The organism is Erythrobacter tepidarius (assembly GCF_002155695.1).
Taxonomy (GTDB): Bacteria; Pseudomonadota; Alphaproteobacteria; order Sphingomonadales; family Sphingomonadaceae; genus Erythrobacter; species Erythrobacter tepidarius.
The window spans coordinates 58,099-73,538 of record NZ_MUYJ01000011.1; the positions used below are offsets into that span (position 1 = coordinate 58,099).

The window sequence follows — 15,440 nt, forward strand, 5'->3', positions numbered from 1 at the left end:
CAACACGGGGTGTGCGCGTTCACGGAAATCCCTCAGGGCGGCGGCTGCGCGCTCGGGCTTGGCGCAGGCTGGACCGTCACCCCGCCCGGATCGACCCGCACTTCGACCGGCACGCCATCCTGCTTGATGGTCACGCCATTGCCGTCGATGCTGAGCGTCGCCCCGTCCTGACCGGGCAGCACCTCCCCACCTTCGATATCGAGCTGCTGCACCGGCCCTTCGGGATCGGGCGATGCTTGGGTCTTCGGCCTCGGTGCGGCTTCGAGCTTCAATGCCCCGCGCATGAAATCGCGCCAGATGCGCGCGGGCGTGCTGCCGCCGGTAACACCGTTCAGGGGCGAGTTGTCATCATTGCCGATCCACACGCCCACCACCAGGTCCCCGGCATAGCCCACGAACAGCGCGTCGCGATAATCCTGGGTGGTGCCGGTCTTGCCGTAATTGGCGATCGGCAGCACCGCATTGCGCCCCGTCCCGCGGTTGATTGCGGCGCGCAGCATGGCTTCGATGTCCTCATGCTGCGAGCGCGAGAGGCTGTCCTTGCGGGTCGTCAGCCATTCCCACCAGCCCGGCTCGCCGCGCGCAAAGGGGTGGGGTTCAACCGGGAACTCGTTGGCGGCAATCCCGGCATAGGCTGCGGTCAGCTCCATCAGCGTCATTGCCGAGGTGCCAAGCGCGAGGCTGGGATCGCCCTCGGCCATCGGCGCGGTGATGCCAAGCGCACGCGCGGTGCGGATCACCTTGTCGCTACCCACCGCCTGGAGCAGGCGCACGGCGGCGACGTTGCTCGAACTCGCGAAGGCATCCTCGAGCGTGATCCGCTCGGAATAGGCCCCGCGCGCGTTCTTGGGGCGATAGCTGCCCTGGGTGATCGGGGTGTTGGCAATGGTATCGTCCGGCTCCCAGCCGGCCTCCAGCGCGGCGAGATAGACGAAGGTCTTGAAGGTCGACCCCGGCTGGCGGCGGGCTTGCGTCACGCGGTTGAACGGCGACTTGCGGTAGTCGCGCCCGCCCACCATCGCCACCACCTCGCCGTTGCGCCGCATTGCCACCAGCGCGACCTGCGCCCTGCCCAGCGGCGCGCGCGAGACGACCCGGTTGGCCAAGGCTTGCAAGCGCGAATCGAGTGTGGTGGTGAGCACCTGCTTGGAATAGCTCGCCTCCATCCCCTCGCGCGCCAGAGGCAGCGCCCAGTCGGCAAAATAGGTGCCGGTCGGCAGATTGTCGTCGCGGGTGCGGACATCGAGGCGCGGATCGGGCAGCGCGCGGGCCTCGGCCTCAGTCAGATAGCCTTCCTCGACCATCGCCTTGATCACCAGCTCCATGCGCGCCTTGGCCTTGTCGTAATGCTTGGTCGGCGCATAGCGCGAGGGCGCCTGCAGCAGCCCTGCCAGCATTGCCGCCTGCTCGGGCCGCAGCTTTTCGGGCTGGCGGTAGAAGTAATGCAGGCTCGCCGCGCGCAGCCCGTATTGGTTGTCGCCGAAATAGGCATTGGAGAGGTAGCGTTCGAGGATCTCTTCCTTGGTCAGCCAGCTTTCCAGCCAGAAGGCGATCAGCGCCTCGCGCGCCTTCCGGCTGAGGCTCTGCTCGGGGGTGAGGAAGGTGAACTTGGCGAGCTGCTGGGTGATGGTCGAGCCGCCGCCATAGCCGGTCCACAGCGCCCGGGCGATGCCGCGCGGGTCGATGCCCCAGTGCGAATAGAACCGCCGATCCTCGATCGCGATGAAAGCCTGCGCCACGTGGGGCGGCAGGTCCGCGACCTTGACCGGCGCTTCGACAATCGCGCCCTGCCGAGCGATCGGCGTGCCATCGCTGGCAAGCAGCGTGACCTGCGGCGGGGCGATGGGTTCGAGGCTTTTCGACAGCGGCGCGGTGATCGTCAGCCAGCCGATCAGCGCCACGAACAGCGCGAGGCCGGCGATGATCGCGCGTCCCGTCCACCACAATTTCGAGCGCGCGCGCCAGTAATCGCGCTGCCACCAGCCGAGACGGCGCCTTTCCTCGCCTTCGAGCGCCTTGTCGATGCCCGCGAGCTTGGCATCCCAGGCGGCGAAATCGGGCTTGGCCGAAGGGTGCGGACGCGGGGGAAGATCGTCCTCCTCCTCGTCGAGATCGGCGCTCCGCATCGATTCGTAAAGCGGATAGAAGCCGGCCGACCTGCCCGCATCGGGGCCGGGACGCCCATCGGCCTCGGCATCGCCGCGAGAGGCTTTCCAGAGTCGGTCGAACAACGCCATGATCAGCGCTGTATTATCAGCCTATGACACTGCGGGGCAAGCGGCGAGATTAGCGCTTCCTCGCTGCGCCTTCCGGCAAGTCTTCCCCGAACACGCGCTGGTAGTATTCGGCCACCAGCGTGCGCTCGGCCTCGTCGCACTTGTTGAGGAAGCTGAGGCGGAAGGCAAAGCCGACCGAATTGAAGATCGCCGCGTTCTGCGCCCATGTGATCACGGTGCGCGGGCTCATCACGGTCGAGATGTCGCCGTTGATGAAGCCCTGACGGGTCAGCTCGGCGACCTTGACCATGTCGGCAATCAGCTTGTCGTCGGCCTGCGGGGCCTTGGACTTGACGATCTGCTCTTCGACCTCGGGTTTGAGGTAGTTGAGCGCGACGACGATGTTCCAGCGGTCCATCTGCGCCTGGTTGATCGCCTGCGTGCCGTGATAAAGCCCGCTCGTGTCGCCAAGGCCGACGGTGTTGGTGGTCGCAAACAGGCGGAACCACGGGTTGGGCGTGATTACCCGGTTCTGGTCGAGCAGGGTAAGGCGGCCGTCGAACTCGAGCACGCGCTGGATCACGAACATCACATCGGGGCGGCCCGCGTCATATTCGTCGAAGGTCAGCGCCACCGGGTGCTGGAGCGCCCAGGGCAGGATGCCTTCCTTGAATTCGGTGACCTGCAGCCCGTCCTTGAGCACGATCGCATCGCGCCCGACGAGATCGATGCGGCTGATGTGCGCATCGAGATTGACCCGCACACTCGGCCAGTTGAGGCGCGCGGCGACCTGTTCGATATGGGTCGACTTGCCGGTGCCATGATAGCCCTGCACCATCACCCGGCGGTTATGCGCAAAGCCCGCAAGGATCGCCAGCGTGGTGTCCGGATCGAACACATAGGCACTGTCGGTGTCGGGCACGTGTTCGTCCCGCTCCGAGAAGGCGGGCACCTTCCAGTCGACATCGATGCCGAACACTTCGCGGACATCAACCGTGGTGTCGGGCTGGGTGGGCATGGCGTTGTCGCCGGCGACAGTGGAGCGGGAGGATGAAGTCATTGCCGCGACCGGTTAGAACGCATGGGCGCAGCCTGCAAGCGGTGGTTTGGCGGCAAAGGCTGGCATTTTTGGCGAGTCCGGTTCCGCAGGCTCGCCTGCCGGCCTATAGTTCGCCGCATGCCTGACCCCGTCGAATCGCTGCGCCTCAAGCTGGTCGGCCAGGTGCGCGGGGTGTTCCATGATCGCGCCGAGGGCCAGCAGCCGACCGCGCCTTCGGACGAAGCCCTGTTTGAACGCGATACGCCGATCCGGCTGGTGCACGCCGATATCGTCGGCATGATGACCGGCGGGGTGCGCGCTCTGCTGCTCCAGATGCTCCATCCCGCGGCGTTGCAGGGCGTGCTCGACCATTCCAATTTCCGTAACGACATGCACGGTCGGCTGCGCCGCACCGCGCGCTTCATCGCGGTGACGACCTTCGGCCACCGCGATGAGGCGATCAAGGCGATCGACCGGGTCAACCGCATCCACGCCAGGGTCGGCGGCACGCTGCCCGACGGCACCCCCTACAGCGCCACCGATCCGCGCACCTTGGCCTGGGTCCATGTGACCGAGGCGCAGAGCTTCCTGGCCGGCTATCTGCGCCACGTACGGCCGGGAATGCCTGCCTGCGAGCAGGACGAATATTACCGTCAGTTCGCGGTGATCGCGCGGATGTTGGGGGCCGATCCGGTGCCCGAGACCCGCGCCGAGGCGGATCGTATTTTCAGGATGTTGCGGCACGATCTTGCTACCTCGCCCGAAGCGCGTGAAGTCGCGCAGCTGGTGCTCAGCCAGCGCCCCGAAGGCACGCCGCGCAGCGTGCAGGCGATGATCACCGCCGATGCCGTGGCGATGCTGCCCGAATGGGCCCGCACGATGCTGCACCTCCAGCGCCCGGTGCTCACCGCCCTGCCCGCGCGCGCGGCGACATGGGGCATGGGCCGGACTCTGCGCTGGGCGTTCCGGCAGGCACCCGCGCGCAGATAGTCGTCCCAAGGGAGAGGATAATGGCCGAATTCACCTTCTACACCGTCGCCTTGAGCCGCGGCCAGATTGCGCGCTGGGCGCTGCACGAGACGGGCGCGGATTACACCCATGAGGTGTTCGATTGGGCGACGCGGCCCGCGACCTTCCGCGACATCAACCCGATGAACAAGGTGCCCGCGCTGGTCCATCATCTGCCGGGAGGCGATCAGGTCATCACCGAATGCGCCGCGATCAACCACTACCTCGCCCAGACCCACCCTGAGGCAGGGCTATTGCCCGAAGCGCATGAGCAAGCCGCCTATTTTCGCTGGCTGTTCTTCGCCGCCGGGCCGCTGGAGCAGGCGATCATCGCCCGCTCGCTCGGCTGGGAGGTGCCCGAGGGCAAGAGCGGCACGGCGGGCTTCGGCAGCCTCGAGCTGGTGACAGACACGCTCGACAAGTGGCTGTCCGCCCATGACTTCATTGCCGGAGACCGCTTTACCATGGCGGATACCTATGTCGGCAGCCAGTTCATCTGGGGCCTGCGCTTCGGCTCCATCCCCGAGCGCCCGTCCTTCCGCGCCTATGTCGAGCGGATCACCCAGCGCCCGGCCTATGCCGAGGCCAACGCCATCGATGCGGCGATCATCAAGGCGGGGCAGGCAAGCGCATGAGGATCAGACCCGCCGCACCCGAGGACGTGCCGCAATGGGCGGCGTTGCGCGCGCAGCTCTGGCCCGATGACGACGCGGCGACCCATGCCGAGGACATCGCCGAAACTTTTCTGTCGGGCGATTCGGACCAGGTCGCCTTCGTTGCCGAGAACGCGCAGGGCGGGCTTGTCGGCTTTGTCGAGGCGAGCATCCGGCGCGATTATGTCGACGGGTGCGACACCTCGCCCGTGGCTTTCGGCGAAGGCGCCTTCATCCTCCCCGAAGCGCGCGGCATGGGCGTGGGCCGCGCGCTGGTCGAGGCGGTGGCGCAATGGGGCCGCGCGCGAGGCTGCACCGAGCTCGCCTCCAACGCTCTCCTCGACAACATCGCCAGCCACGCCTTTCACGAAGCCGTCGGCTTCAAGGAGACCGAGCGGGTGGTGTTCTTCCGCCGGATGCTGTGAAGGGTCAGGCCAGCGCGGCGCTCTTGCGCAGCAGCTGGTAGGCATCAACCACCGCCGTCAGCTGCGCCTCGTGCCGCCGATCGCCGCCGTTGCGATCGGGGTGGTAGCGGCGCACCAATTCGGAATAGCGGCGCCTGAGGCGCGAGCGGTCGGTGTCCGACCCGAGGCCCATCACCTCGAGCGCCAGCGCCTCCTCCTTGGAGAAGCGACCCGACATGGCGGTGCGCGCGGCGCGCTCGGCGCGGGACTTGATTCCCCGCGCCCGCGCCGCGATGGCATCGAGCGGATCGGCATAATCGGCCCAGCGCGGGGCATCGGCGATCCCGGCGGTCGGGCGGAAGGCGCGGCTTTCGCTGCGCCAACCGGCGATCGGCGACTGGGCTTCGAGGATTTCCTCGGCGCTCATGCCGGCGAACCAGTCATAGCGCGCGTTAAATTCGCGCACGTGATTGAGGCAGAACCAGCGCCATTCGCCCGGCCCGTCAAACCCGTGCGGACGGCGCCCGGGCGCGCGGAATTCGCCGGGCTTGCAGCAGCCGGGAGCCTCGCAGCTGCGCCCCTGGCTCTCGACGCGGCCGTGGAATCGTGGTGAAGCCATGGCGCTGGAACATGGCAATGGTGCTGCGAAGTGCCAAGCCGGAATTGCCGTTCGATGCTTGCAAAGAAGGAAAGACCCGATGCCCCTCGCCGAGGAAATGCACGCGCTGCTGACCGCCGCCTTCGCCCCCACCCGCCTCGTGATCGTCAACGACAGCGCGAGGCACGCAGGCCACATGGGCGACGATGGCTCGGGCGAATCGCACTTCACCATCGAGATCGAATCCCCCGCCTTTGCTCCGATGACCCGCCTCGCCCGCCAGCGCGCGGTGATCGCGGCGCTGGGTGATATCGTCGGCCAGCGGGTGCACGCGGTGGCAATCAAGGCGAGCGTGCCCGCGCTATGACCCGCCAAACCGCCCTGCGCCTGCGCCGCGCGGCGCGGTTGATCGTGCTCGATCCCGAAATCCGCGCGCTGATGTTCCGCTTCGACGTGCCCGGCCGTCCCCCCTTCTGGGTGACGGCGGGCGGCGAGTGCGACCCCGGCGAGAGCTTCGAGGATGCGGCAAGGCGCGAGCTGTTCGAGGAGACCGGCATCACCGCCGATCCGGGGCCGCAGATCGCGCGCATGACCCCCCAATTCGTCACCGTCGAAGGCGAAGCGGTGCAGGCCGATGAGCGCTTTTTTCTCGTGCGGGTGGCCGAGGCTGAGATCGACACCAGCCGCCACACCGCGCTCGAACAGGCACTGATGACGCAGCACCGCTGGTTCACGCTCGCCGAGCTGGAAAACTGGCCCGAGGCGGTGTTTCCGGTGAACCTTGCCGACATGATCCGGTCTGCAATCGCAACCTGATTGCGCCGCGCCGGCCTGCCCGCTAGTCCTCTCGGCAAAGGGAGAGAGAGAATGGCTTACACGGGCAAGGTGGCGTGGGTCACCGGGGCATCCTCGGGCATCGGCGCGGCGCTGGCGCGCGAGCTGGCGGCACGCGGGAGCCATGTCGTCCTGTCGGGGCGCGACGAGGCGCGGCTGGCCGAAGTGGCGGCGGATTGCCGCGAGGCTCTGATACTCGCCTTCGACGTGCGTGACGCGGCCGCGCTGGCCGAGGCAACCGCCAGGGCGATTGGCTGGAAGGGGGGTGTCGATATCGCCTTCGCCAATGCCGGCATCTCGCAACGCAGCCGCGCGCTCCAAACCTCCATGCAGGTCTATCGCGACATCATCGAGGTCGATCTCGTCGCGCAAATCGCCTTTGCCCAGGGGTTGATCGGCCACATGGCCGAGCGCGGATCGGGGGCGCTCGGTTTCATTTCCTCGATCGCCGGCAAGGTCGGCGTGCCGATGCGGACCGCCTATTGCGCGGCAAAATTCGGCCTCGCAGGCTATGCCGACGCGCTCAGGGCGGAGCTTTCGATCAACGGGGTGTCGGTCCACACCATCTACCCCGGCTCGGTCGCCACCAATGTCTCGCGCAACGCGCTCACCGCCGATGGCAGACGGCGCGGCAGGTCCGATCCGGCGATCGATAATGGCATAGCCGCCGATGTTGCCGCGCGCGAGATGCTCGATGCCATCGCCTTGGGCACACGCGAAATCATCATTGCCGAGGGCGCCGAGAAGGCGATGGGCGAGCTGCGCCGCACGCCCGAAGCATTGTTCGATCAGGTCGCGGCGATGGTCGCAAGTGGTTACATGGAAAAGCTGGAGGCTGCCGAATGAGCGGGTTCGAACAGAAGCGGGTGCAGTTGCCCAACGGCATCAGCCTTGACATCGTCGATGAAGGCCCGACGCATGCGCCGGTGCTGATCTTCCTCCACGGCTTTCCCGAAAGCCACCGCACCTGGCGCCACCAGATCCGCCATTTCTCCGATCGCTATCGCTGCATCGCGCCCGACCAGCGCGGCTATCGCGGCTCGTCCAAGCCGCAGGAGGTGAACGCCTACACCCCCGACAAGCTGATCGGGGATGTTTTCCTGCTGGCGGATGTGCTGGGCATCGCCAGCTTTACCATCGTCGGGCACGACTGGGGCGGCGCGATTGCCTGGGGCGTGGCGCTGGGCGGGCAGCATGCGCGGGTAACGCGCGCGATCATCGCCAATGCGCCACATCCGGCGATCTTCCAGAAGCTGCTCTACACCCACCCCGGCCAGCGCGCGGCGAGCCAGTATATCCGGGGTTTCCGCGATCCGGCCAACGACGTGCTGGTCAAGGAGCACGGGCTCACCGCGTTGCTGCTGAAAGAGGTCAAGTGGGATCGCCCGAGCGCGATGGAGCCGGAGGAACGCGATGCGCTGCTGCGCGACTGGCAAAACCGCGATGCGGCTTTCGGGATGCTCAACTACTACCGCGCCAGCCCGATCGACGTGCCGAGCATGGACGCGCCGTTCAAAGTGCCAGCGGACTATGCGCCCCCTGCCCTGCCGAAGCTGACCATCCCGACGCTGGTGATCTGGGCAATGGACGACCTCGCCCTGCCCCCTGAGAACCTCGACGGGCTGGAGGAAATCATCGACCCGCTCACCATCGTGCGCGTGCCCGATTGCGGCCATTTCGTTCCGTGGGAGGCGCCGGAGGCGGTGAACGCGGCGATGGAAAGGTTCCTCGCGGATTAGCCCGCAATCCACTCCACCCAAGCGCCGTGCGGATGGGCGTGGGCGAGGAGGTGCTCTTCGCCGCGATGGCCTGCACCATCCCACAGGCGCACGCGCAATTCGTGGCGGAAGGTTGCGGGGTCGGTCTCGAGCGCGATCCAGCCGAGCGGGCTGTCCGCGGTCGCCGCCGCACCTTCGGCCGCGAAGGCGGCGGCAATCCGCGTCTGGGTGGCGGCAGGCAGATATTGCCACATGATTGAATGGAACATCACCCGGGCCAAGCCAGGCTGCTGCGACCGGTTGAGCATCTGTGCGGCAAAGTCGCCCACATCGGCCGCGACCAGATCGGGGGGCTTTGCGCCCGCCAGCGCAATCGCCGCATCGATCCGCGCCATGCGTTCCCCGGCGTCGGGCCAGACATAGGCTTTCAGGCGCAGCGCCGCATCGGGATCGGCGAGGTTGATGGGGGCGATGTCGCAGCCCTTCAGGCCCGTGATCGCGAAGCCGGAGGGCGGCGCGGGGGGCGAGGCACCGCGCCACTCTGGCACGATCCGCATCGGCGATTGCGGCGGGCCAAGCTCTTTGTCCCCCAGCCGGAAGAAGTAGCGATCGATCATCGTGTTGACCCCGGCACTCGCGCCCAGTTCGAACAGGTCGAAACGCGGCACCTGCACCCGCTGCGCGAGCCACAAGAGTCCGGCCATGATGCTCGCGGCGCGGCCTGCCTCGTTGGTCTGCGGCGGGCGATCGAGCCACGGCAGCAGCCGCGCGTCGAACCTGTGTGTCAGATCGAGCACCAGCGCGTCCACCGCGGCCTGATCGGTGATCCGCCCCGCATAGATTTCCGCAAGCCGCGCGTCGGCGCCCGTCAGCACGAGATGGTGGAAGCCCGCGGCAATCCGCAGCGGCATCGCGTCCTTGAGCGTCAGTCCCGGCCAGTTCGCGATCCGGCGTCCGGTCGCCGTATCGCTCGCCCGAACCTTGGCGAGCGCACGGATCACCCGTGCGGTGGCGGGGGCACCATTTTCCTCGGCATGCCGCGCTTGCCATTCAAGCGCGGCGGTAAAGTCTGCCAGCCCCATGATTGCCGCCTCGCTCGTCGCCATTGCCATTGCCCTTTTGCCCGCTCGCCCCTATTTGCGCGGCCAATCATGAACACCGCCGGCCTTCCCGACAACAGCATCTTCCGGCCCGGACAGCTCACCTTTGCTGTCCCGAAGGGGCGCATCCTCGAGGAGGCGCTGCCGGTAATGGCGCGCGCGGGCGTGGTGCCGGAGGCGGAGTTCCACGATCCCAAGAGCCGCGCGCTGGCCTTCGCCACGACCCGCGAAGACATGCGGATCATCCGCGTGCGCGCTTTCGATGTCGCAACCTTCGTCGCCCACGGGGCAGCGCAGGTGGGCATTGTCGGCTCGGACGTGATCGAGGAATTCGACTATGCCGATCTCTACGCGCCGGTCGATCTCGGCATCGGGCTGTGCCGCCTTTCGGTCGCGCGGCTGGCCGAGGACGTCGACGCGCCGGCGGGGGCAAGCCACCTGCGGGTCGCGACCAAGTATCCCAACCTCACCCGCCGCCATTTCGAGGCCGCCGGGGTGCAGGCCGAATGCGTCAAGCTCAACGGCGCCATGGAACTGGCGCCCTCGCTCGGCCTTGCGCGGCGGATCGTCGATCTCGTTTCGACCGGCAAGACGCTCAAGGAAAACGGGCTGGTCGAGACCGACGTGATCCTCGAAATCTCGGCGCGGCTGATCGTCAACCGCACCGCCTTGAAGACCGATCCGCGCGTCGCTGCGCTGGTGGCCGCCTTCCGTCGTGATGCCGATCTGCGCCAGGCGGGGTTGGCCGCATGATCCCGATCCTTTCCACCCTCGCGCCCGATTTCGAGAAGAAGTTCGCGCGCATCGTCGATTCGCGGCGCGAGGCCGATAGCGATGTCGCAGCGCAGGTAGCGGACATTCTCCGGACGGTGAAGCTGCGCGGCGATGCGGCGCTGGCCGAATACACCCAGCGCTTCGATGGCTATGCGCTGGCCGATGATGCCGATTGGGAGATCCCGCGCGCGGCCTGCGAGGCGGCCTACGCGGCGCTCGCGCCGGAACTGCGCGAGGCACTCGAACTCGCGGCGGCGCGCATCCGCGCCTATCACGAAGCACAGCTGCCGCAGAACCGCGACTACACCGATGCAGCGGGCGTGCGCCTCGGCGCGATCTGGCGACCGGTCGATGCGGCGGGGCTCTACGTTCCGGGCGGGCGCGCGGCCTATCCTTCCTCGCTGCTGATGAACGCCATTCCCGCGCGCGTGGCGGGGGTCGAGCGGCTCGTGGTCGTCACCCCCACTCCCAGAGGCCAGACCAACCCGCTGGTGCTCGCCGCGGCGCATATCGCGCAGGTGGACGAAATTTGGCGTGTCGGCGGGGCGCAGGCGGTGGGCGCGCTGGCCTATGGGACCCAGCGCATCAAGCCCGTGGACGTGATCACCGGCCCCGGCAATGCCTGGGTCGCCGAGGCCAAGCGCCAGCTTTACGGCGTGGTCGGGATCGACATGGTCGCCGGCCCGTCCGAAATCATCGTTATCGCCGACGGCAAGAACGATCCCGACTGGATCGCCGCCGACCTGCTCAGCCAGGCCGAGCATGATCCCACCTCGCAGTCGATCCTGATCACCGACGATGCCGGCTTCGCGCGGCAGGTGGAGGATTGCATCGACCTGCAACTGAGCCAGCTCGCCACCGGCAAGACGGCGCGGGCCAGCTGGGAGGCGCACGGGGTGATCATCGTCGTCAACGATCTCGCAGCCGAAGCGCCGGCGCTGGCGAACCGGCTGGCCGCCGAGCATGTCGAACTCGCAGTCGACAACCCCGACGCGCTGATGCACGCGATCCGCCACGCCGGCAGCATCTTCCTTGGCCGCATGACGCCCGAGGCGGTCGGCGATTACGTCGCCGGGCCGAACCACGTGCTGCCGACCGGCCGCCGCGCGCGCTTTTCGAGCGGGCTGTCGGTGCTCGACTTCATGAAGCGCACCAGCTTCCTCGGCCTCGATCAAGCCTCCTTCGCCGCGATCGGCCCTGCCGCGGCCACCCTCGCCCATGCCGAGGGGCTGCCGGCGCACGCCAAATCCGTGGAACTGCGAATCCGATGAACCATCCCGCCCGTTCTCAGGCCCGCTCGGCCGCGCGCCTTGCCGCCGTCCAGGCGCTCTACCAGCAACATATGGAGGGCACCGCGCTCGCCAGGCTGCTCGATGAATTCCACCGGCACCGGCTGGGTCGCGGGATCGACGAGGACGCTTTCGGCGAGGCCAGATATGCCGAGGCCGAGGTGCCGTTCTTCGATGATCTCGTGCGCGGGGTGGATGCCCGCCGGGACGAGATCGATGCGCTCGTCGCCGGCAAGCTCGCCAGCGGATGGAGCCTTGCGCGGCTCGACAAGGCTATGCTCCAAGTTCTGCGCGCCGCCACCTACGAGCTGCTCGCCCGCGCCGATGTGCCCGCAGCGGTGGTGATCAACGAATATGTCGAAGTCGCCAAGGCGTTTTTCGATGACGGGCAGGCCAGGTTCGTCAATGGCATTCTCGATGCCGTGGCCAAAGAGGCGCGCGCGGGCTAGACTTGGCCCCGCATCATGAACGAGACCGAATTCGTCGCCGCCCTGCGCAAGCTGCCGCTCCATCCCGGGGCGCGCGGGCTGGAGGATGATTGCGCGGTGCTGCGCGTGGGTGGCGAGACCCTGATCATCACCCATGACATGATGGTGGAGGATACCCACTTCCTCGGTGATGCCGACATGGCCGATGTCGCGTGGAAGCTGCTGGCCGCGAACCTTTCCGATCTGGCCGCGAAGGGCGCCGAGCCGGTCGGCGTGCTGCTGGGCTATTCGCTCGGGGGTGACGATGCCCGCTTCCTCGCCGGTCTCGACGAGGGCCTGCGCACCCACGGAGTGGCGCTGATGGGCGGCGATACCGTCGCCACCACCGGCACCAGCACCTACGGCCTGACCGCGATCGGGCGCGCCACCCATTGCCCCGTGCCCTCACGCAAGGGCGCGCAGGCTGGCGATGCGATCTACGTCACCGGCCCGATCGGGCGGGCGATGCTGGGCTACGAGGGCGATGCGCAACACCTTGTCGCCTTCAACCGGCCAGTGCCGCGCCTTGCCGAAGGCATCGCGCTGGCCCCGCTGGTGAGCGCGATGATGGACATCTCCGACGGGCTGCTGCTCGATTGCTGGCGCATGGGCTGGGCCAGCGGCGTGACGCTCGCGATCGAGAGTGCCGCCGTTCCCGTGGCCTGCCGCGCGCGCGCTGGCGAATGTTTGCGCTGGGGGGACGATTACGAATTGTTGTTCACCGTGCCGGAGAGCACCCGTGTGCCCGTGCCGGCGACCCGCATCGGCACGGTGTGCGCGCGCGAGCGCGCCCCCCTCTGGCTCGACGGGACCCCGCTCCCCGATCCTGCCGACCTCGGCTACTGCCACGGCTGACCTGCCAAATCTGGTGAAAGCCCAGCAAAAGCCCGCTTTCGCGCGCCCCCGAGGCTTGCCAGCCGGAATCGAGCGCCTATGAGTAAGCGCCCTCGCGCCCGCGGGATGTCGGACGCGCGCGGGGCTTCCCGTCAGGGACAGAACACAAACGAGAGGGGATAACTCGTGAACCTATTGCTGATTTCCATCGGGCTGGGATTGCTCGCCGTTGTCTATGGGGTGATCACCGGCAGCCAGGTGCTCGGGGCGAGCGCCGGCAATGCGAAAATGCAGGAGATTGCCGCAGCGATCCAGGAAGGCGCAAAGGCCTATCTCAACCGCCAGTACACGACCATTGCCATCGTTGGCCTCGTCGTTGCGGCTGTGGTCGCGGTTGCGCTCGGCGTGATACCGGCGATCGGCTTCGTTACCGGCGCGGTCCTTTCGGGCGTCGCCGGCTATATCGGCATGAACATCTCTGTGCGCGCCAATGTCCGCACCGCGCAGGCGGCGAGCACCGGCCTGCAGGCGGGCCTGACCCTGGCCTTCCGCGCGGGCGCGATCACCGGCCTGCTGGTCGCCGGGCTCGCGCTTCTGGCGATTGCCGTGTTCTTCTATGTGCTGGTCGGCCCGATGGGCCTGAGCCCGTCGGCGCGCACCGTGGTCGATGGTCTTGTCGGCCTTGCCTTCGGCGCCTCGCTGATCTCGATCTTCGCGCGCCTTGGCGGCGGCATCTTCACCAAGGCCGCCGATGTCGGCGCTGACCTCGTCGGCAAGGTCGAAGCGGGCATTCCCGAGGATGATCCGCGCAACCCCGCGGTGATCGCGGACAACGTCGGCGACAACGTGGGCGACTGCGCCGGCATGGCCGCCGACCTGTTCGAGACCTATGTCGTCACCGTCGGCGCCACCATGGTGCTCACCGCGCTGCTGCTGACCCAGCTCGGCGATCTGCTGCTGCCGCTCATGACGCTGCCTTTGCTGATTGGCGGCGCGTGCATCGTCACCTCGATCCTCGGCACATTTTTTGTCCGTCTCGGAGGCGGCACCAATGTGATGGGCGCGATGTACAAGGGGTTCATCGTCACCGCCGTTACCTCAATCCCGCTGATCTGGTTCGTGACGCAGTTCGCGCTGGGTTCGGTCGGCATGGACATGAACACCATCATCAACCCGGATCAGGGCATGGTGGAATTCAACGGCCGCGAGTTGTTCTACTGCGCGCTGCTGGGTTTGGTGATCACCGGTCTGATCATCTGGATCACCGAATATTACACCGGCACGGGTTATCGTCCGGTGCGCTCGATCGCCAAGGCCTCGGAAACCGGCCACGGCACAAATGTGATCCAGGGCCTTGCCATCAGCCTCGAATCCACCGCGCTGCCGACCATCGTGATCGCGGGCGGCATCATCATCGCCTTCCAGCTCGCCGGTCTGATGGGTATCGCCTATGCGGCCACCGCGATGCTGGCGTTGGCGGGGATGGTCGTGGCGCTCGACGCCTATGGCCCGGTCACCGACAACGCCGGCGGGATTGCCGAGATGTCGGGGCTGGAAGACAGCGTGCGCGAGAAGACCGACCTGCTCGACGCGGTGGGCAACACCACCAAGGCGGTGACCAAGGGCTACGCGATCGGTTCGGCGGGCCTCGGTGCGCTGGTGCTGTTCGCCGCCTACACCACCGATCTGCGGGCGTTCTTCCCGGCCTTCCTCGACGGCGATCCCGGCAATGGGGAAATCTCGTTCAGCCTGGAAAACCCCTATGTCATCGTCGGCCTGTTCCTCGGCGCGCTGCTGCCCTACCTGTTCGGGGCGATGGGCATGACCGCGGTGGGCCGTGCGGCGGGCGACGTGGTGGTCGACGTGCGCGAGCAGTTCGCCAATGATCCGGGCATCATGGCCGGCACCAGCAAGCCGAACTACGCCAAGACCGTCGACCTCGTCACCAAGGCGGCGATCAGGGAGATGATCATCCCCTCGCTGCTGCCGGTGTTGACCCCGGTCGTGGTCTACTTCGTGATCACCCTGATCGCGGGGCAGGACAATGGCTTTGCCGCGCTGGGCGCGCTGCTGCTGGGCGTGATCGTCGGCGGGCTGTTCGTGGCGCTCTCGATGACCGCCGGAGGCGGCGCGTGGGACAACGCCAAGAAGTATATCGAGGACGGCAATCACGGCGGCAAGGGCAGTGAAGCCCACAAGGCCGCGGTGACAGGGGACACCGTCGGCGATCCCTACAAGGACACCGCTGGCCCGGCCGTCAACCCGATGATCAAGATCACCAACATCGTCGCGCTGCTGCTGCTGGCGGCGCTGGCGCACAGCGCGGCGTAAGCCACCGCCGATGGTGTAAACCTTCACCCCGCCGGAGCGATTCCGGCGGGGTTTATCTTTGCTGCTTTGCTTGTCCCCCCATCGGACAGGCCCGCAGGCCGCTGAGGCTTTCTTAATCGCTGTGTGGCATAGCGCCCGCGAAACGCGCGGTTCGGTGCGGCAAGGCAGGGTTAAC

General features: G+C 67.3%; 16 protein-coding genes. 12 read left to right on the top strand and 4 right to left on the bottom strand.

Annotated features, from left to right (window positions below; translation table 11 throughout):
• Window positions 1-32: 32 nt before the first annotated feature.
• Window positions 33-2,237, bottom strand: coding sequence for a transglycosylase domain-containing protein (locus tag BZF61_RS11725; RefSeq protein WP_086619462.1), 2,205 nt, complete (start codon window positions 2,235-2,237; stop codon window positions 33-35).
• 49 nt (window positions 2,238-2,286) lie between these two features.
• Window positions 2,287-3,276: a cobaltochelatase subunit CobS gene (gene cobS / locus BZF61_RS11730; protein WP_211276770.1), complete on the bottom strand. Its 990-nt coding sequence runs from the start codon at window positions 3,274-3,276 to the stop codon at window positions 2,287-2,289.
• 117 nt (window positions 3,277-3,393) lie between these two features.
• On the opposite strand from cobS, the gene BZF61_RS11735 reads away from it, so the two are divergent.
• Genes BZF61_RS11735 through aac(6') form a run of 3 tightly spaced genes read left to right on the top strand, consistent with a single transcriptional unit; the run spans window position 3,394 to window position 5,341 of the window.
• Entirely contained in the window at window positions 3,394-4,245 is an 852-nt protein-coding gene (locus BZF61_RS11735) for an oxygenase MpaB family protein (protein WP_086619463.1), read from the top strand.
• A gap of 20 nt (window positions 4,246-4,265) precedes the next feature.
• Window positions 4,266-4,898 (top strand): glutathione S-transferase family protein, encoded by a 633-nt coding sequence (locus tag BZF61_RS11740; protein WP_086619465.1) that lies wholly within the window; start codon window positions 4,266-4,268, stop codon window positions 4,896-4,898.
• Window positions 4,895-5,341, top strand: coding sequence for an aminoglycoside 6'-N-acetyltransferase (gene aac(6'), locus BZF61_RS11745; RefSeq protein ID WP_086619466.1), 447 nt, complete (start codon window positions 4,895-4,897; stop codon window positions 5,339-5,341). Before BZF61_RS11740 ends, aac(6') begins: the two co-directional genes overlap by 4 nt.
• Window positions 5,342-5,345: 4 nt before the next feature.
• Here the strand turns inward: aac(6') and BZF61_RS11750 are convergent, their stop codons facing one another.
• Window positions 5,346-5,939, bottom strand: a complete 594-nt coding sequence (locus BZF61_RS11750) for a J domain-containing protein (RefSeq protein ID WP_086619467.1) — start codon at window positions 5,937-5,939, stop codon at window positions 5,346-5,348.
• A gap of 79 nt (window positions 5,940-6,018) precedes the next feature.
• On the opposite strand from BZF61_RS11750, the gene BZF61_RS11755 reads away from it, so the two are divergent.
• Genes BZF61_RS11755 through BZF61_RS11770 form a run of 4 tightly spaced genes read left to right on the top strand, consistent with a single transcriptional unit; the run spans window position 6,019 to window position 8,491 of the window.
• Complete coding sequence (locus BZF61_RS11755) at window positions 6,019-6,285, top strand: BolA family protein (protein WP_086619468.1); 267 nt, start codon at window positions 6,019-6,021, stop codon at window positions 6,283-6,285.
• The gene (locus BZF61_RS11760; RefSeq protein ID WP_086619469.1) at window positions 6,282-6,734 is read left to right on the top strand and encodes an NUDIX hydrolase; all 453 of its coding nucleotides are present in this window, start codon (window positions 6,282-6,284) and stop codon (window positions 6,732-6,734) included. Before BZF61_RS11755 ends, BZF61_RS11760 begins: the two co-directional genes overlap by 4 nt.
• A gap of 51 nt (window positions 6,735-6,785) precedes the next feature.
• A complete protein-coding gene (locus tag BZF61_RS11765; protein ID WP_086619471.1) occupies window positions 6,786-7,598 on the top strand; it encodes an SDR family NAD(P)-dependent oxidoreductase in 813 nt (270 codons plus the stop codon).
• Entirely contained in the window at window positions 7,595-8,491 is an 897-nt protein-coding gene (locus tag BZF61_RS11770; RefSeq protein ID WP_086619472.1) for an alpha/beta fold hydrolase, read from the top strand. The genes BZF61_RS11765 and BZF61_RS11770 overlap by 4 nt, the downstream gene beginning before the upstream one ends.
• On the opposite strand, the gene BZF61_RS11775 is transcribed toward BZF61_RS11770, so the two are convergent.
• Entirely contained in the window at window positions 8,488-9,582 is a 1,095-nt protein-coding gene (locus BZF61_RS11775; RefSeq protein WP_342742812.1) for a DUF2332 domain-containing protein, read from the bottom strand. The genes BZF61_RS11770 and BZF61_RS11775 overlap by 4 nt on opposite strands.
• Before the next feature lie 39 nt (window positions 9,583-9,621).
• Here BZF61_RS11775 and hisG point away from each other — a divergent pair, with 39 nt between their 5' ends.
• The 5 genes from hisG to BZF61_RS11800 all read left to right on the top strand — a co-directional run bounded on the left by hisG (window position 9,622) and on the right by BZF61_RS11800 (window position 15,265).
• Window positions 9,622-10,323, top strand: coding sequence for an ATP phosphoribosyltransferase (gene hisG, locus BZF61_RS11780; protein WP_086619474.1), 702 nt, complete (start codon window positions 9,622-9,624; stop codon window positions 10,321-10,323).
• Window positions 10,320-11,615 carry a histidinol dehydrogenase gene (gene hisD / locus BZF61_RS11785; protein WP_086619475.1) on the top strand — a complete coding sequence of 432 codons (1,296 nt, stop codon included), beginning with the start codon at window positions 10,320-10,322 and terminating at the stop codon, window positions 11,613-11,615. The genes hisG and hisD overlap by 4 nt, the downstream gene beginning before the upstream one ends.
• Window positions 11,612-12,082, top strand: a complete 471-nt coding sequence (gene nusB, locus BZF61_RS11790) for a transcription antitermination factor NusB (RefSeq protein ID WP_086619477.1) — start codon at window positions 11,612-11,614, stop codon at window positions 12,080-12,082. The genes hisD and nusB overlap by 4 nt, the downstream gene beginning before the upstream one ends.
• Before the next feature lie 15 nt (window positions 12,083-12,097).
• Entirely contained in the window at window positions 12,098-12,955 is an 858-nt protein-coding gene (gene thiL / locus BZF61_RS11795) for a thiamine-phosphate kinase (protein WP_086619478.1), read from the top strand.
• A 165-nt stretch (window positions 12,956-13,120) separates the two neighbouring features.
• Window positions 13,121-15,265, top strand: a complete 2,145-nt coding sequence (locus BZF61_RS11800) for a sodium-translocating pyrophosphatase (RefSeq protein WP_086619480.1) — start codon at window positions 13,121-13,123, stop codon at window positions 15,263-15,265.
• Window positions 15,266-15,440 lie beyond the last annotated feature (175 nt).